Below are 16,844 nucleotides of genomic sequence, written 5' to 3'. Positions count from 1 at the left end.
ACTATTTTTAAGTGGTTTTAATCCAAAAGCATTTTTTATATTTTATTTGCTAAAGTGAATTTTTAAAGCTTCTTGAGCAGCTAAAACTTCAGCTTCTTTTTTGTTATGACCAACACCTTTTCCAAAGACTTTTTCATCATAAATTAAGGTTGTTACTCACTCTTTTGTTTCAGGTATATATTCTGAACGATACTCAGGTTTTTTATGACTAAAAGACTGCACAATTTCTTGAAATTGTGTCTTTGGATCTTTTAAAGATTGAGTTAGGTCAAAAGTATCTACAAAAAGATATTTTTTTAGAAAATCTATCACTTTTGCTTCACCTTCATTATAAAAAATTGCAGCAACAAGTGATTCAAAAATGTCTGCTAAGACCTTTTCATTTTTTTCTAAATCTCTGGCTCCATGACCTTTAAAAATTAGTTCATCTAATTTTAATTCCTGAGAAACTTTAGCTAAATTTGTTGTTCCAACAATTTTAGATCTTAAAAGTGAAGCATCTCCTGGATTTTTAAATTGGATATTTTCGATAATATATCTTGCACAAATATATTGCAAAATTGAATCGCCAAGAAATTCTAGCATTTCATAATTACCTTTAATTGGTGATTCATTTTCGAAAGTTTTGTGGATGAAAGCAAGTGAATAATTATTGATCGTGAAAGCATCAACTCTTAATCCAAATGACTTTAACCTACTAATTAGTGTTTTATGTTTTTCTGTCTCTAATACTGTTAATGGCATATTTTACTCTTTAATTGCATTTTTAAATTGCATGATAATGTTTTTTTCTAAGGCGTTTTTTATTTGTCCTAAAGCACCTAAAAACGCCGTTTTATCGCTATTTCCGTGTGCTTTTACGACTAGTCCATCGACACCTATAACATAGGCTCCACCTACATTGCGATGGTCTAAAACGTTTTTAGCATTTTTGAAAGCACCCTTTAAAATTAAGGCTCCCATTTTTTTCATAAATGAAGCAGTTATTTCTCTTTTGATTAGTTGCCCAAAACTTTTAACTGCTCCTTCATAAGATTTTAAAACCATGTTACCAGCATAGCCATCAGCGATCACGATGTCAGTAACTCCGTTCATTAATTCACGTGGTTCTAAAAAACCTTTATAAAAAGGTGCTAGGTTTTGGTCAGCTTCAATTAATTGAGAAGCCTCTCGGTGTCAAGCAAAGCCTTTATAGTCTTCGGTTCCAATATTTAAAATATTTAGTCTTGGAGTTTTTACTCCAAGCACATTTTTACTAAAAATAAAAGCTAATTTTGCTCACTGATAAATGTAAGAAGGTTTAACTTCTAAGTTAGCACCTACATCTAACATCAAAAACTTTTGACCTTGATTAATTGTGGGAAAAACTGGCATGAAAGCAGGGCGATCAACACCAGTTAAACGTTCTAAAACAAAGGTTGAATGAGCAAGCAAAATCGCTGTATCACCTGCAGATAAAATCGCATCAACTTTTTTATCTTTAAGCAATTCAAAGGCAGTTTTCATACTGCTTGATTGCTTCTGCGCTTGGCGCAAAGAAACGTTATCCAAAGTTGCTTTTTCAGGGTTATTTATAAAATTTAGATTATCAAAATTTTTAAATAACGGCTTGATTTTTTCAACATCGGCAACGATTGTAAAAGCAAAATTGGGATTTGCTTCTTTAAATGTTTCTATGGCTTCAACTCAGGGTTGATAGCCTAAATCATTACCAATGGCATCGATTGCTAGGTGATATTTTTGCATTATTTGACTCCGATACTAAATTGATAAATGCTTTGATTACCGCTTTTAATTTCCACTACTATATCATAGTTGTTATTTAGATAATTTTCAATTTCTTGTGCATCAGAAAGTGAAACAGAATCACCATAAAAAATATAAGCAATTTCAGTCTTATCTGTAATAACTTCATTTAAGGAATAAATAGCTGCTTTTATTTTATCACTTTTTGTATTAATAACTTGACCATTAACAATACATAAATAATCGCCTTCATCAACTTTAACACCTTTAAATTTAGTAGTTTTTGTTGCTTGAGCAACTTCAACTACGTTTAAATCATCAAGTCCTTCTTCGATTAATTCTAGGTTATCTTCTAAATTATTTTCATTTGAAAAATGTTGAATTGCAATAAAACCTTCAACTTGATTTCTGGTTGGAATAACTTGCACAACTTTATCATCAATAATTTGCGCAGCTTGTTCAGCTGCTAAAATTACATTGCCATTATTAGGTAAAATAAAAACATTTTCTGCTTTAGTTTTACGAATTGCATCGATAATTTCTTTAGCACTAGGATTTTGTGTTTGCTCGGAAACAATCACTTGTGATGCACCTAGTTCTTTCATTTCGTTAACAAAACCTGAACCTAGATTACAACTGATAATTGCACTTTTAGTTGCTTCTTGAGCTAATAAAAGTTCCTGAGTTGATTCAACATTTTTGCGTGAATTTTGGGCTTGCAAAGTCATATTGTCAACTTTAACTTTTTCAAATTCACCTAAACCTTGAACTAAATCAAGCAATTTTCCAGGGCGTAAAGTATGACCATGAACTTTTAAAATGTTATCATCTTGAATGACAACTAATGAATCAGCGTACTTATTAAATTTCTCAATTCACTTTTCTTTCTTAAAGTTTTCAACTTTATCTAATTTCAAAATGAATTCAGTGCAATAACCAAATTCGCCTTCAAAAACATCTTCATGAATACTTAAAACACCACCATGTTTTTCATCACTTTGTTTAATTTGAATATCTTGATCATTAACAGCTGCTTTCATGCCTTTAAAGATTTCTAAAAGACCACGCCCGCCACTATCAACAACACCTACATCACGTAAAACTTTTAAGTGATTAGGTGTATTGTTTAATGAAATTTCAGCAACTTTAACTAAATCATCAAGTAACTCTCCATAATTTTTATAACTATTTTTTTTGCTTACTAGTCTTTCGCTAGTTTCACGAATAACTGTTAAAATAGTTCCTTCAACAGGTTTTAAAACTGATTCATAAGCCTTTTTTTGTGCTTCATTAATAGCGTTAATAAAATCAACTAAACTAGCTTCTTTTTTGTTTTCAAAGGCTAAAGAAAAGCCTTTGAAAATTTGCGAAAGAATAACACCTGAATTGCCGCGAGCACTAAGTAGCATCTGACGAGAAATTTTTGAAGATAATTCATCCATAGTGTTATATTGATTATTTTTAATCACATCGGCTGCTTCAAAAGTTGTTGCTGACATATTGCTTCCAGTGTCACCATCAGGCACTGGAAAAACATTTAAGTGGTTGATTTCATCTTTATAATTTTGCAAATTATTTGATCCAGAAATAAATAATCTACTAAATTCAAAAGCATTTAAAACGTTTTTATTTTTCATCTTTAATTCCTTCCACAATAAATGTTGCATTTCTTAAATTCAAATTAAACTTAGGAGCAATTTGATTAATTAAATTTTCAAAGTTTCTAATAATTATATTAACTTTGATTTGGTAAAAAAAATTCAAAGCAATAGTTAAATCTAAAAAATTATTTTCAACTTTATAAGCAATTCCTGGAAAATTAGGGTTAATCTCTTGGCTTTCAGGTTTTGTTAGATTAACAAAACTATGAAAGCCAATTAATGACTCAGCACTGCTAACTAGTGTTTGTAAAAAATTTTCCATGTATCATTACTCCTATAGGGGCTTTTTGGTTATCATATACTTAGATGGCAACTACAATAAAAAGCGGGATTTTGTTAAAAATTGTACCACATAATCAAAAAGATGGAATTATCAAAGTACTTTTTGAAAAGGAAATTATTTCTATGATTGCAAGAGGTATTTTACAAGTAAATAGTAAAAATCGGTTAAATTTAATCGAAGGTTCAGTCATTGAATTTGAGTATTTTGCTGCTAGGTTAATAACTTCTTTATCAAAGTTAAAAACTGCCCATTTAATCACTAGATACGATCAACAAACTAGTTTTAACTTGATTTTTTGACCAATTGTTTTGGTCTTATTAAATCAACTAGAGCAAACTAATTCTGAACTCTATAATTTTATCTTACTATTACTTAATTTCACAAATGAAACTAAAGCAATTTATCTATTTGTTTACCTATTTTTCTTGTTATCAAAACCTTTTGGTTTTGAGATGAATTTTCATTCTTGCGTAGTTTGTGATAGCTATAAAAAAATAATTTTTTTAGATATTACAAAAGGTGGTTTTGTTTGTGCTTTGCATAGCCTTGAAAAAACAGAATTACATCTTTTAAAAGGTTTTCATAGTTTAGAAAAAAGTTTTTCAGAGTTTCTAGAAACAACTTCGCAAGCGACCACTTTAAAAATGCTCCGTATTTTTGTCGATCTTTTTAGATTGCAAGGTGTTTATGTGCCTGCTGAAATTAAACTATTTTACTAATTTGATTTTATGAATAAAAAACGAACCTATAGGTTCGTAAATAAATTTATTTATTATTCATCAAAATGCAGGTTTTTAATTCCACCGCTTTCTAAAAAGCGAGAGTATTTAATTTTTGCAAGTTGTCAATCTCTAAAGTAGTTAGATTTAATTGAAGGTAAATACTCACGAGTGATGAAATTAATTAAAGCTTTAGTGGCATCGATTACTCATTTTTCACCAATATCAAAGCCACGTTCAGTTGATAAGGCATCTGCCATGTTGTAAAATACTTCTTTTGTTTTGAAAATTAAAATTTGTTCAGCGATGTTTTGGAATCATGATGCAAAAGTTGTTTTATTTAAAATTAAGAAATGAAAAGCCTTCACATCTTCAATATTCATTTTGTAAAACTCAACAAAGTCCATTAACTTTTCAGTTGAATATCTTTTTAAATCATTATATAGATCTAAATAAACATTGCTTTGTTGTCTAATAAATTTTGCTTCGACGCTTTGATCTAATAACAATTCAGTGTCTGATTTAGTTTCATTTGTTAAGATGTTGTGGTAAAACTGTCTATTTTCCTTGCGGCGTTTTTCCAATTCATAAAGCTCATTATCAAAAGCACCTGTGTTACCAATGCTATTTGTTTTGATTCCAACAATAACTGCAGTGTTATTTAGGTCTAAAAGGTCAGCTGAACGACTAATTCTTTTTATTGCCATAACTTGTCTCCATTTCAATTCTATTTTTATGATATCAAATGTTTTTATATATTTTTATATAAAATTCAAGTATATGGATAATTTTTCAGAAAATATTTTAAATACACCTAAAGGAACAAAATGCTTAAAATCAATAACATCACTTTAACGAATGCGATCTTTAATAAAGATCTGGTAATTAAATCAATTAATCTAGAACCTGGAAGAGCAAATTACTTGATTTCTGATAATAGAAAACAGGCTTTACAATTATTTGATTTATTTTTAAAACCAAAACAATCGCCCGGAATTTTAAAAGTCAATAATGTCATGATTGAAGATTTTGAAAGAGAAAGTCTTGATGTACAATCTTATTCTAATTTTCTAAATTACACAAATAATGATACTGTGACAACTTTCTTGATGTGGAAACTACTTTCAAATTCAAAGTTTAAAGAAGATCATGAAGAAATGATTGAGCATTTGCAATGACAAATAAATAACTTAATTTTTATTGCTAATGGAGCAAAGGAAGAAGAGTTAAAAGACTATCAAGATTGCATTGCATATTTAAAAAAATCAATGAGTTCCTATTATGAAGAAGCGTATGCAAAATACAATTTTATTTTCGATGATATTGAACTAAATTATAAGATGTTATTTAATATCAAAAAAGGTTTCTTTACTGAAAAAGATATGTCTATTTCATTAAAAGAATTAAATGAAAGAATCAAAATTTTGAAGGTAAATTTATTATCAAATACTTTATTAAAAACTCAACAAGATGCAATCAAAAATATTAAGTCAGAATACAAGCAAAAACGCAAAGATTTAAAGTTTTTTGAAAAATCTTTAAGTAATAAATATGGTAGAGAAATTATTAAAAAAGATAGTGATTATGCAAAAACAATTGATTTATTACATAATCAAATTTTACCTATTGCAGAGTATGCAAAAGAGTTATTAAAACAGCTAAATGATATTTGAAAATTAGACAACATAATTAATAAAAAAATGTCTGAATTAACAGAGTCAGAAAGTCTATTAATTTACTTGTTTTTCTGTATGTTAAATAAGTCGCAAATTGTACTAATTGATTATTTTTTTAAAGATAACATTTATACGGAAAACACGGTGATTTCGAGACTTTTCGAAATAATTTCTAGAGACAATTTTTTACTAGTTTATAGTGAAAAAATTGATGATGTAATTATTGAACCTTTTGACTTAAATATATTTCAAAATGATCAATTTGAAATGCAAAAACAAAAGACAAAAAACAACTTAATTTTAAGTAGTGAATATATAAACAAATGGGTAGGTGAAACTAATGGCTAAAATTTCTTTTATAGGTACTGGTGCATACGGAACTGCACTTGCAAATGTACTATTAAAAAACAATCATGAAGTTAATTTCTATGGGATTGATGATCAAGAAATTAATGATTTAAAACAAGGTTCAAACACAAAATATTTTAATCAAAAAAAGATGCATAAAATTCCAAATTTGGTTACTAAAAATTTAGAAGATGTTTTGAATAATGTTGACTTAATTATTTTAGCAACGCCTTCAAAAGCAACAAGATTTATTTTGAAAAAAATAGATGATTTTAAACTAAATAAACAATTCAATTTTATTAATTTATCTAAAGGTTTAGATGCTGAAAAAAATGATTTATTAAGCAGAACTTTAACCAGTGATTTTAGTCACATTATTAATAATTATGCTGCCTTAATTGGACCTTCTTTTGCACAAGAAGTTTTTGATGAAAATTTAACAATGATTAATATAGTTTCAGAAAATGAAGAGTATAACAAGAGGATTGCTAAACTTTTTACTAACGAAAATTTTAAAGTTATTCCAAATACAGATTTAATAACTTTACAAACATACTCAGTTTTAAAAAATATTTATGCACTTGCAACTGGTATGACAAAAGCAATGCATGATGCTTATAATACTTTGGTTTCAGTTCTGACTTTAGGTTTTAAAGAAACCAATCATTATTTAAAACAAGTTGAAAAAATTACTCCTGAATCCATATCAGAATTAGCTGCTTTTGGTGATTTTGTTTTGACCGCAACATCAAATAAATCACGTAATTTTAGTTTTGGCTATGAAATTGGAAAACTTGGAATTGAAGAAGCAACTAAACTTCATAAGTCAGTTACAACTGAAGGTTTTGTTTCACTACTAGCAATTAGTAAAAAATTAAATAATAATCTTGAAGATTTTCCACTATTAAACTCTTTATATCAGATTTGCTACGGCAATAAAAGTCACCGAGATTTATTAGACTTCTTAAGTAAGTAAATGCTAAAATAAAGTACAATAGTTGAACTAGTATATTTTAAAATACTTTCACATAATCAAATGTACAAACTTAATATTTAAGGAGTAATGATGTCAGGTATATCATTTTATGCCCTAGGTGGGCTTGACGAAAACGGTAAAAATTCTTATGTTTTAGAAACAAAAGAACACATTTTTATCGTTAATATGGGGGCAAAGGTTCCTATTTCAACACATTATGGAGTAGATACAATCACTCCAAATGTTGATTATTTAAAGAAAAATGCTAAAAAAATTGCAGGAATTTTTATTACAGATACTAAAAATGACTCTTTTTCAGCACTTCCATGGTTTTTAATGCAAATTCCAAATGTGACAATTTACACAAGTCCATTTAATAATTCAACAATTTTAGAAAGATTAAGCAAATACAAACTTACTACAAAAGTTAATGTTAAAAGTTTAATCAAGGAAGAAAAATTTGGGAATGTCACATTAAAACCTTTTCAAGTTTATGGAGCAATTCCTGGAACACTAGGTTTCAATTTTGAAACTGAACAAGGTTCATTTGTTTTCATGCACAATTTTGTCGTTGGTAATAGCGAATTATTTGGCGAAACAAACCTACCTTTAATCAGAAAATCTATTTCAAAAAACGTTTTAGCACTTGTTTTTGATAGTGGTAGAAGTAACTACAAAGGTTTTGCAAATGAAAAAATTCATACACCAGAACACATCAAAGAAATCATTAAAAAAACTGATCCAAATGAAAGAATTATCATTGGTGCTTATGATGAAGAAATGACAACTTTGATGGAGTTGATTGAATTAGCATACGAGTTAAAAAGACCTATCGTAATTTATGGAAAAACCTTTGATAATCAGTTAAAACTTCTGAATAATAAATACTTTGTAAATAAAAAACCTTTCCTTGGTGAGTTAAAATTAGCAGACCATCGTAGACTTAATAAATTAAATAATGCAATTGTTTTTGTAACTGCAACAGTTGAAGTTTTATATCAACGTTTCATTAGAATTACAGATAATTTAGACGCTTATTTAAAAATTAACGAGAAAGATAATGTAATTATGCTTGCTCCACCCATTAATGGAATTGAAACTACAGCAGCTTTAACACTAGATAAAATTGCTCACATTACTAAAAAAATTACAGTTGTTGATGAATCACAAAGATACCAACATCGACCTGCAACTGATGATTTAAGAGAAGTTGTTAAAGCTTTAAAACCAAAATATTTTATTCCAGTTCAAGGGCTATACAGACACCAAATTTCAGCATTAAATAAGATTAAAGATTTAGGTTATAACCAAAATAATTCACTAGTTTTAGCAAATGGTAGAATTGCTTATTTTGAAAAAACAAACTTACTAAATAAAACTAAAAAAATAGTCCAAGTAGGTGATCAAATAGTTGATGGTTTTGGATTAGGTGATGTTTCAAATGAAGTTATTTCTGAAAGAGAAAAACTAGCTCGCAATGGAGTTGTCACAATCAGTGTTTTGGTTGATAAAGAACGCCATTTAGTTGGAGATATCGATATTAATTATGTTGGTTTAGGCGCAAGTTCTAAGAAAAATGAACTTGATGAAGAAGTTAGAAAGATTTTTGTGCAAAACTATTATGAAAATCTAGATTCTTCTTATGAAGAGTTGCAAAAAGTTTTAAGAAATAGAGTACGTAAACGTATTTTCAAAAAAATTGAAAAAGAACCTACAGTAATTGTTAGTCTTTATAAAGTATAATTAAGCAGGAAAAATGAAAAAAGAAAAACGCTCACAAACAGGTGTTAAACATTCTCCTTTGAGAAGTTTTTTTTATTTTGTTTCAGAAGACAATTATTTTAAGGGTAGCAGTTTAATTTTAATTGCAATTTTCTTATCAATTCTTAATTATTTAACTAACGTTTTCATTTTATCAACAGCTTATGGCTATAGTTTTGGCTTTTTACTAGGTGAATTTGGGATAGTAATTTATCTATGATGAATTTGAAAAGGTATTCGCTTACTTTTTCATAAGCAGCTCAAAGAGCTTTATTATTCAAGGAATTACTATTTCAAGATCTTTTTTTCAAGGGTTAACTTATTAAATTATTCACTTTTATGTAGCGTTATAATTTTGGCAGTGATTGCTATTCAGGGAAATATTTTATACCCTCAATTAGAGCAAAGACAAGACCCTTTTAACTTCTACTTTTTTGAATGATTTAATAGTTTTACAAACGGTTATTATAAGGAAACCAACATCTTTGTTTTGGAAAGAGCAGAAGCTTTAGCATACTTACCTAACTATTTAAATTTTGGTTTTTTTATTAACGGAATCTTTACAGTTTTATCTGCTTCTTATAATAATTACATGCTTTATTTATTTTTAGCACTACTTACAATTGCAGTCTTTTTATACTGATTTAGATTTTTAATCTTTAAAAAATATAAAGATGTTTGATTAGACGCTAAGTTAAAAAATCTTGAAAGTAAAGAAAAAAGAAGACTTAAAAAAGAGCAAGAAATTATTAAAAAACGCACTCAAATTCTAATGGGAGAAACGCCTGAAGATAAAGTCTTAAAAAATCCAGTTAGCCGCAATATAACTGATGAACTAAGAACGGATTTAACTGATAGTGAAGCAAAAAGAGCAGAAGAAATTAAAATCGCTCAAAAAGAACTTGGTACTTATGAAGGTGATTTTACAGGCAAATTCACTCCAAAAACTGTTACTTTTGACATTATTAGGAATAATCAAACTCGTGAAAATTCCTTTATAAAAGAAGAGAGTTTACAGGCTTATAAAGAACAGCAAAATCAGCAAAAAGTTATTTTTAGCCCACAAAATCAGCCAAAAACTAATTTATTTAAAGATGAGATAGTTTTACCAAAAGTTGAAAATAATGCTAAAATAAGTTTTGAGGACGATATTCTAAGCACTAACAAAACAAAAGATTTAGAAAAAACTATGCCTCAATTAGTTAAAGAAATGCTAGCACACGATGGAAGTGTTTTTGTTGATGTTAAAAATTTAAACAACAACCAACAAAAGCAACCAAATCAGCAACTTGATCGTGAAAATGATATGTTTTACGCTGAATTTAAAAAAGAAATTGAGCGCAAAATTCAACAACGAGAGCAAGCAAAAATTAATAATTTTGACAATGGTTTCAATACTTTTGAACATAGAAAAAATTGACACCAAGGTGACCAACGTGTTGCAGGTGATGATTGAATTAGTGCAACAAAAGAAGTGAAACTTCCCAAAGAAAAATTAGAAACTGGATTACTCGAAACTATCCCTTTTGATAATCCACTTGAATAGGAGCAAACAATGTCACAAGATTTATTACAATGAGATTGAGAAAAATGAGAAGATGTTGAACATCAAATTGATAAAGGTTTAGTCTTTTTAGAAATCGTTACAGACTGATGGGGTGATTGTAAAATGATGGCGCCAACAGTTGCCAAACTAAGAGCTAAATACATTGATGATCAACGTATTAAATTCATTAAAGTAAATGCTGAACAAGCAAATTTATATAAAAATGAAAAAGCAAAATTCCATGTTAAAAGAATTCCAACACACTTATTATTACAAGATGGAAAAGTTTTAAACGAGCATATTGAATACTGTTCACTAGATATGCTTGATGGTTGAGTGCAAGCTGCTTTAAAATAGTAGCCTAAAAAAGCGAAAATGCAGTTTTTGACTGCATTTTTTACTTTCCTTTTTTCAAAATCCCTATATTATGTAATAATAAAACAAAGCAGGAAATCGTGTCTAATAAAAGAATTAAAAAGTTTGAAGAAACACGCCATAGTTTTTGGCAAGAAGAAAATTTACGTTTGTCATTAATTAGATCTGACAAAGACTTAAAACAGATTTATGATGGTTCAAAAGCATATATCAAAAATTTTGAAATTGAACTTTTGAAAGAAAATAAATTTGTAATTAACTATTCAGAAAATAAGCAATATGAAGATGATTCACTTGATTTAAAAGAGATTGAAAAAATTCAAAATGCTTCTGAAAAAGTTTTAGTTGATTTGATTACAAACAATTATTCTTCAGCTTTTCAAGAAGGTTTTTTTGAATATAAATATTTTAATAGTATTATTTCATGAGACCAAAGACCACTGCGATCAAAAATCCAGAAACTAAATTTAAAAAACAAAGAAGAGGAAAAATAAGATGAAGAAAATCAATATCGCTATCGATGGACCTAGTGGTGCAGGTAAAAGTAGTATTAGTAAGATTTTAGCCACGCAGCTAAATTATGTTTTTATCAATACGGGTAGTTTTTATCGAGCTTTAGCTTATGAAATGATGAAAAAAAACTGGTCAGTTGAAGAGTTAATCAAAGAACTTGCTAATCTCAATTTTTTATATGAAAATGATGAGCATTTATTTTTAAACGGTGTTAACTATTCAGAGTTTTTAAGAGACCCAGCCATCTCACAAAAAGCCAGTGAAATTTCTAAACATGCAGAAATTAGAAACCATGTTAATAACTATATTACTAACTTAGTCAAGCACAACAAAGGCTACATTTTAGAAGGTCGTGACACAACTTTTAAAGTTGCGCCTAATGCCGAACTTAGACTTTTTATGCAGGCAAGCCCTGATGTAAGAGCATTAAGAAGAACTTTACAAAACGAAACTATTGGCATTCATAAAGACTTTAAAAAAGTTTTAGAAGAAGTTAATTTCCGTGACATGCAAGATTCAACTCGTGAAGTCGATCCTTTACATATTGCTGAAGGTGTGATTGTCTTAGATAATAGTTCATTAACATTTGATGAAACCGTAACAAAAATTTTGGAGCTAGTGAATGAAAAAATTAGCGGCAAATAATAAGGTAGCAATCGTTGGTAAACCTAATGTTGGTAAGTCAACACTTTTTAATCGCTTAGTTGGTAAGCGAAAATCAATTGTTTATGATGAACCTGGCGTAACCCGTGATCGTTTATACGAAGAATTTAAGTGAAACGGTAAGTCAATTAACATTATCGACACAGGTGGAATTGAAATCAGTGATAAACCTTTTGCAGAGCAAATCAGACTTCAAGCGCAGATCGCAATCACTGAAGCATCACAAATAATTTTCGTAGTCGATGGTAGATATGCTTTAGATGATAGTGATTTATTAATCGCTCAAATCTTAAGAACATCTAACAAACAAATTTATGTAGTTAGCAATAAATTAGAAGCTAATCAAGACCCTGATTATGATGTTTATCGCCTTGGTTTTGAAGATTATTTTACAATTAGTGCTTTGCACGGCGAAGGTATTGGCGAGATTCTTGACTTGATCGTCAATAACATTGACTACAGTCAAGTTGAGGAAAATAAGCATTTCAAATTATCAATTATCGGTAAGCCTAATAGTGGAAAAAGTTCACTTTTAAACACCTTATTAAATGAAGAACGAGCAATCGTTTCTGATATTGCAGGGACAACTAGAGATGCTATTCAAGAAGTTATAACTATCGAAGATGAGCCGTTTTTTTTAGTTGATACAGCAGGGATTTTGAAAAAATCTAAGCTAGTTGATTCAGTTGATCACTATGCTTTAATGCGTGCAATTGATAGTTTGGAAGATTCTGATCTAGCACTAGTAGTGATCGATGCAACTAGAGAATTATCGCATTTTGATGCCCGTTTAATTGGTTATGCAGATGAGCGCCATAAACCGATCATCTTAGTCATAAATAAATGAGACCTAATCGAAAGAGACCAAAATGCGATGCGAGATTATGAAAATAAGCTCAAAGAAAAATATCCTTTTGTCAGTTGGATGCCTTTTGTATTTTTAAGTGCTCTTAAAAAGCAAAGAATCCATAAGCTTAAAGAGATGATAATTAGGGTTAAAAACAATATTAATCGCAAAATCAAGCAGCAATTATTAAACGAATTGATAGTCGACATGCAAAGCATGCAACCAGCCCCTTCTTTTAACGGTGGACAATTACAAATCGCTCGAGCGATCCAAGCAGAAAGTAAAACTCCAACGTTCATTTTTTTTGTAAATGATGTAAAATTTTTGCACTTTTCTTACAAACGTTACATAGAAAATCAACTTCGAGAATACTTTGATTTTTTAGGTACACCAATAAATTTAATTTTTAAAAGGAGGACTTAAAACATGAATAATATTGCTATTATTGGTTTTAGAGAACTGGGACAAGCCTTTGCAAAACATCTAAGTGACAAAAAGGAACTTAATATCAAAGCATTTACCTTGTCAGATAAAACGGTTTCGCAATTTAAAAATCATCGCTTTAGTGAATTTTTTAATGAAGATCTAGAAATTGCTAACTTATTAGTTAGCAATAACTTAAAAGATGTAGTGCATGATGCAGACATTGTGATTTCAACAATTTCGAGAAAAAATATGCGAGATTTTTTCCCAAAAGTTTTTGAATATATGAAGGATAATGCAGTTTTCATAACGACATACAACGGTAATTTTCCTGAGTCAAAAGTGAATGTACAACACCATCTTAGAGACTTACTTGAATATGAAAATACCGAGCATAAGTTAAATAAAAATATCGAGATCATGGCATTAAGTGGCATGTATCGAGCATCATCTTTATATAAAGGTGATATTCAGTTTTCATCTTTAGTTTCAGAAAATGTTGAAGTTGCAAAAAGTGTTCGTAGTATAATTGGCAAGAAGAATTTTAGAGTTTATATCAATACAGATATTAAAGGTTCAGAAGTCTTTACAAATTTTTTACAACTATCACAGCTCGCAGTTGGGATGCTAGATGCAATAGGTTTTGATGAATGCTTAACAGCAGCATTTGTGACACGGCTAGCAAAAGAAGTGCAACGTTTTAATCACGCTTATGGTGGCAGAATGGAAACATTTACATCGCTATCATCACTTCCTAATATTTTGCTATTTACTTTTTCAAAAACAAGTGACAATTTTTTAATTGCTCAAGAAGTGATTAAAAAAGGCAAGCGAGTTTTAAGTATTGCAAAAATCAGATCACCTTTTGATGCTTTAATTTTCTTTAAGCATTTTAATGACACTGTTTATAAATTGCACATGCCAATTATTGATACAATGTTTGATCTACTGCACCGTGATTTAACGCCAAAAGAAGCAGTTGAAAAATTTGTCAAGAGTGAAATTACTCTTGAAGATGAAAATTAGAAATGGAGAAAAGTAATGACAAAAAAAGAATTAATTGAAAAAATTACAAGTCACAGTGGACTTGATAAAGGTACTGTTAATCAAGTTTTAGAATCAGCTTGATTCATTATTCGTGAAGGTTTAATTCAAGAAGAAAAAATACCTTTAGGTCCACTAGGAAGTGTCAGTGTTAAAGTAAGAGCTGAAAAAACTTCGCACCACCCGATAACTAAAGAAGTTATCAGTGTGGCTGCAAAAAGAGTTGTGAAGTTTTCACCTTCAAAACACATTAAAGAAGTTGTTGATTTTTAAACTAAATATTTTAAAAAATCAACAATTCCTGGAAATTCAATTTCTAGAATAAAGGCATTTAAATTTAATCACTCGATTGAGAGTGATTTTATTTTTAAATTTTCAATTTTAGAAAAATTTAATAAATAAATTTGTGATGTTTTTTCACTATAAATAATTAAATAACTATGACCTTGATGTCTATTAATAGTTTTTAAATGCTCTTTTTGATGAGCTTTTAAATTGCTAATTAAAAATTTATCACCCTCAAAAGTTTTAGCTTCTAAGGCAACATATTTACCTTTATAAATTCCATAAAAATCAATTGTGCTTTTAAGTAATTTAACTTTTGTATTAGCGTCATTTGCATAATTATATTTGACAGGTGTTTTCTTTTTTTCAAATCAGGCAATATCATGACTTATATAATAATCAATTGTTTTAATGACTAAGTATTCTAAAAACATTCCCTTGTTTTTAGAATTTTGCGATATATAATTATCAACTTTATTATTCATATCTAGTTGTTATCATAAATTAAATAAGCCTAAAATGTTTAAAAAATCTTGAGATGATTTTTTAAAAGTTGCTTATTTAATTTTTAATTTAGTTATTTATTTTCCTAGTTAAACCAAGTTGTAAAAATTAAAAAATAAGCATTTTATAATTTATACTTATTTGTAATAAGAAAATTTATTAAGGATTAAAATGAGTTTTAAAATTCTAGAAATAATTAAACATGAAATTGAAAATAAAAAAGTTGAATGATATAAATTAGAAGAGATTGTAACTATCAAACCTGGAAGCAGAATTACAAAAGCGATGATGAATGATAACTTTCAATATCCTGTTATGGGTGGCGGCGTAAAAGCAACTGGTTATTACAATAATTGAAATTTTGAAAATGTTGTAACAGTCATAAAATATGGTGCTGCAGGCCATGTTAACTGAATAGGAGAAAAGTTCTGAGCAATGGATGTTTGCTTTGTTTTACTTCCTAAAAGCAATTCACTACTTGATAGATTTTTATATTACTATTTAAAATCTAAACAGCAAGATTTAATTAATTTAAAAAGAGCAACAGCATTTCCTCCTGCATTAGAAAGAAATGCACTTGCAACATTTTTAATCCCTGTTCCTTCTTTAGAACTTCAAAGTAAAATAGTTAAAATACTTGATGAATTCACGAGTCTGGAAGCGGAGCTGGAAGCGGAGCTGGAAGCGGAGCTGGAAGCGGAGCTGGAAGCTAGAAACAAACAATATAACTACTATCTACATCATCTATTAAATTTTGAAGGTGAAAAATCAGATAATACTGAATGAATTAAATTGGATGATCTTATTGATTACATACAGCCAACTAAATTTATTGTTAAAAGTGATGAGTATAAAAATCAATATGAAACACCAGTTTTAACTGCAGGAAAGACTTTTGTTTTGGGATACACAAATGAGAAAGAAGGAATATATAATGCTTCAAAAGAAAATCCTGTCATGATTTTTGATGATTTTACAACATCAATGCATTGAGTAGATTTTGATTTCAAGATTAAGTCTTAAGCAATGAAAATATTAGTTAATAAGAACAGTGAGAATAATTTTAGATACATTTATTACGCTATGAAAGTGATTGATTATGAAATATCCAAAAGTGATCATCAACGGCACTGAATTTCAAAATATTCTCAAATAGAAATCCCTGTTCCTTCTTTAGAAGAACAAAATCGCATTGTCAATATCTTAGATAAATTCAGCAAATTAACTTCAGATATCAATGAAGGTTTACCCGCAGAAATCAAAATGAGAAGGCAGCAATACGAATATTATCGTGAAAAATTATTAACACTTTCTTAATCATAAAACACACTAATTGGTCCATCTTCATGAACCAATTTTTATTTCAAATGTGAAAAAAATGAAAATTTTTTAAAGGTGATATTCTTTAGTTATAATTAAATCATTATGAAGAAAAACAAAAAAACTAAAATTGATCATAAAAAGCCTGCAGACA

19 protein-coding genes are annotated in these 16,844 nt (G+C 28.7%); 13 read left to right on the top strand and 6 right to left on the bottom strand.

What is annotated here, in order from left to right:
• Positions 1-42: 42 nt before the first annotated feature.
• Genes rnc through CJF60_RS02755 form a run of 4 tightly spaced genes read right to left on the bottom strand, consistent with a single transcriptional unit; the run spans position 43 to position 3,669 of the window.
• On the bottom strand, positions 43-744 hold the full coding sequence (gene rnc / locus CJF60_RS02770) for a ribonuclease III (protein ID WP_084232052.1): 702 nt from the start codon (positions 742-744) through the stop codon (positions 43-45).
• Between the two features lie 3 nt (positions 745-747).
• Entirely contained in the window at positions 748-1,746 is a 999-nt protein-coding gene (gene plsX, locus CJF60_RS02765; protein ID WP_084232032.1) for a phosphate acyltransferase PlsX, read from the bottom strand.
• Entirely contained in the window at positions 1,746-3,383 is a 1,638-nt protein-coding gene (locus CJF60_RS02760) for a DAK2 domain-containing protein (protein WP_159444194.1), read from the bottom strand. Before CJF60_RS02760 ends, plsX begins: the two co-directional genes overlap by 1 nt.
• Positions 3,373-3,669 (bottom strand): hypothetical protein, encoded by a 297-nt coding sequence (locus CJF60_RS02755; protein ID WP_084232034.1) that lies wholly within the window; start codon positions 3,667-3,669, stop codon positions 3,373-3,375. The genes CJF60_RS02760 and CJF60_RS02755 overlap by 11 nt, the downstream gene beginning before the upstream one ends.
• A 71-nt stretch (positions 3,670-3,740) precedes the next feature.
• Between CJF60_RS02755 and CJF60_RS02750 the strand changes: the two genes are divergently transcribed.
• Entirely contained in the window at positions 3,741-4,409 is a 669-nt protein-coding gene (locus tag CJF60_RS02750) for a hypothetical protein (protein WP_159444195.1), read from the top strand.
• A gap of 53 nt (positions 4,410-4,462) precedes the next feature.
• Here the strand turns inward: CJF60_RS02750 and CJF60_RS02745 are convergent, their stop codons facing one another.
• Complete coding sequence (locus tag CJF60_RS02745) at positions 4,463-5,116, bottom strand: hypothetical protein (RefSeq protein WP_084232036.1); 654 nt, start codon at positions 5,114-5,116, stop codon at positions 4,463-4,465.
• A gap of 120 nt (positions 5,117-5,236) precedes the next feature.
• Here CJF60_RS02745 and CJF60_RS02740 point away from each other — a divergent pair, with 120 nt between their 5' ends.
• The 10 genes from CJF60_RS02740 to CJF60_RS02695 all read left to right on the top strand — a co-directional run bounded on the left by CJF60_RS02740 (position 5,237) and on the right by CJF60_RS02695 (position 14,854).
• Positions 5,237-6,433: a hypothetical protein gene (locus CJF60_RS02740; protein WP_084232037.1), complete on the top strand. Its 1,197-nt coding sequence runs from the start codon at positions 5,237-5,239 to the stop codon at positions 6,431-6,433.
• On the top strand, positions 6,426-7,409 hold the full coding sequence (locus CJF60_RS02735; protein WP_084232038.1) for an NAD(P)H-dependent glycerol-3-phosphate dehydrogenase: 984 nt from the start codon (positions 6,426-6,428) through the stop codon (positions 7,407-7,409). The genes CJF60_RS02740 and CJF60_RS02735 overlap by 8 nt, the downstream gene beginning before the upstream one ends.
• Before the next feature lie 90 nt (positions 7,410-7,499).
• On the top strand, positions 7,500-9,152 hold the full coding sequence (locus tag CJF60_RS02730) for a ribonuclease J (RefSeq protein WP_084232039.1): 1,653 nt from the start codon (positions 7,500-7,502) through the stop codon (positions 9,150-9,152).
• A gap of 13 nt (positions 9,153-9,165) precedes the next feature.
• Positions 9,166-10,716, top strand: coding sequence for an APC family permease (locus tag CJF60_RS02725; RefSeq protein WP_084232040.1), 1,551 nt, complete (start codon positions 9,166-9,168; stop codon positions 10,714-10,716).
• A 9-nt stretch (positions 10,717-10,725) separates the two neighbouring features.
• Positions 10,726-11,073, top strand: coding sequence for a thioredoxin family protein (locus tag CJF60_RS02720; protein ID WP_084232041.1), 348 nt, complete (start codon positions 10,726-10,728; stop codon positions 11,071-11,073).
• 98 nt (positions 11,074-11,171) lie between these two features.
• Entirely contained in the window at positions 11,172-11,585 is a 414-nt protein-coding gene (locus tag CJF60_RS02715) for a hypothetical protein (protein ID WP_084232042.1), read from the top strand.
• 1 nt (position 11,586) lies between these two features.
• Positions 11,587-12,249 (top strand): (d)CMP kinase, encoded by a 663-nt coding sequence (gene cmk / locus CJF60_RS02710; protein ID WP_084232043.1) that lies wholly within the window; start codon positions 11,587-11,589, stop codon positions 12,247-12,249.
• Entirely contained in the window at positions 12,227-13,537 is a 1,311-nt protein-coding gene (der, locus tag CJF60_RS02705; RefSeq protein WP_084232044.1) for a ribosome biogenesis GTPase Der, read from the top strand. The genes cmk and der overlap by 23 nt, the downstream gene beginning before the upstream one ends.
• Before the next feature lie 3 nt (positions 13,538-13,540).
• Positions 13,541-14,563, top strand: coding sequence for an NAD(P)-binding domain-containing protein (locus CJF60_RS02700; RefSeq protein ID WP_084232045.1), 1,023 nt, complete (start codon positions 13,541-13,543; stop codon positions 14,561-14,563).
• Positions 14,564-14,578: 15 nt separating this feature from the next.
• Positions 14,579-14,854: an HU family DNA-binding protein gene (locus tag CJF60_RS02695; RefSeq protein WP_084232046.1), complete on the top strand. Its 276-nt coding sequence runs from the start codon at positions 14,579-14,581 to the stop codon at positions 14,852-14,854.
• Here the strand turns inward: CJF60_RS02695 and CJF60_RS02690 are convergent.
• A complete protein-coding gene (locus CJF60_RS02690) occupies positions 14,851-15,351 on the bottom strand; it encodes a Holliday junction resolvase RecU (protein WP_084232047.1) in 501 nt (166 codons plus the stop codon). The two genes, CJF60_RS02695 and CJF60_RS02690, sit on opposite strands and share 4 nt — an antisense overlap.
• Before the next feature lie 190 nt (positions 15,352-15,541).
• On the opposite strand from CJF60_RS02690, the gene CJF60_RS02685 reads away from it, so the two are divergent.
• Positions 15,542-16,393, top strand: coding sequence for a restriction endonuclease subunit S (locus tag CJF60_RS02685; protein ID WP_214608177.1), 852 nt, complete (start codon positions 15,542-15,544; stop codon positions 16,391-16,393).
• Positions 16,394-16,396: 3 nt separating this feature from the next.
• Positions 16,397-16,687 (top strand): restriction endonuclease subunit S, encoded by a 291-nt coding sequence (locus CJF60_RS05300; protein WP_214608176.1) that lies wholly within the window; start codon positions 16,397-16,399, stop codon positions 16,685-16,687.
• The last annotated feature ends 157 nt before the right edge of the window (positions 16,688-16,844 follow it).

Origin of the sequence: Mycoplasmopsis agassizii, assembly GCF_002272945.1 — a bacterium.
Lineage (GTDB): Bacteria > Bacillota_I > Bacilli_A > Mycoplasmatales > Metamycoplasmataceae > Mycoplasmopsis_B > Mycoplasmopsis_B agassizii.
This window is presented reverse-complemented; position numbering and strand designations above follow the sequence as displayed.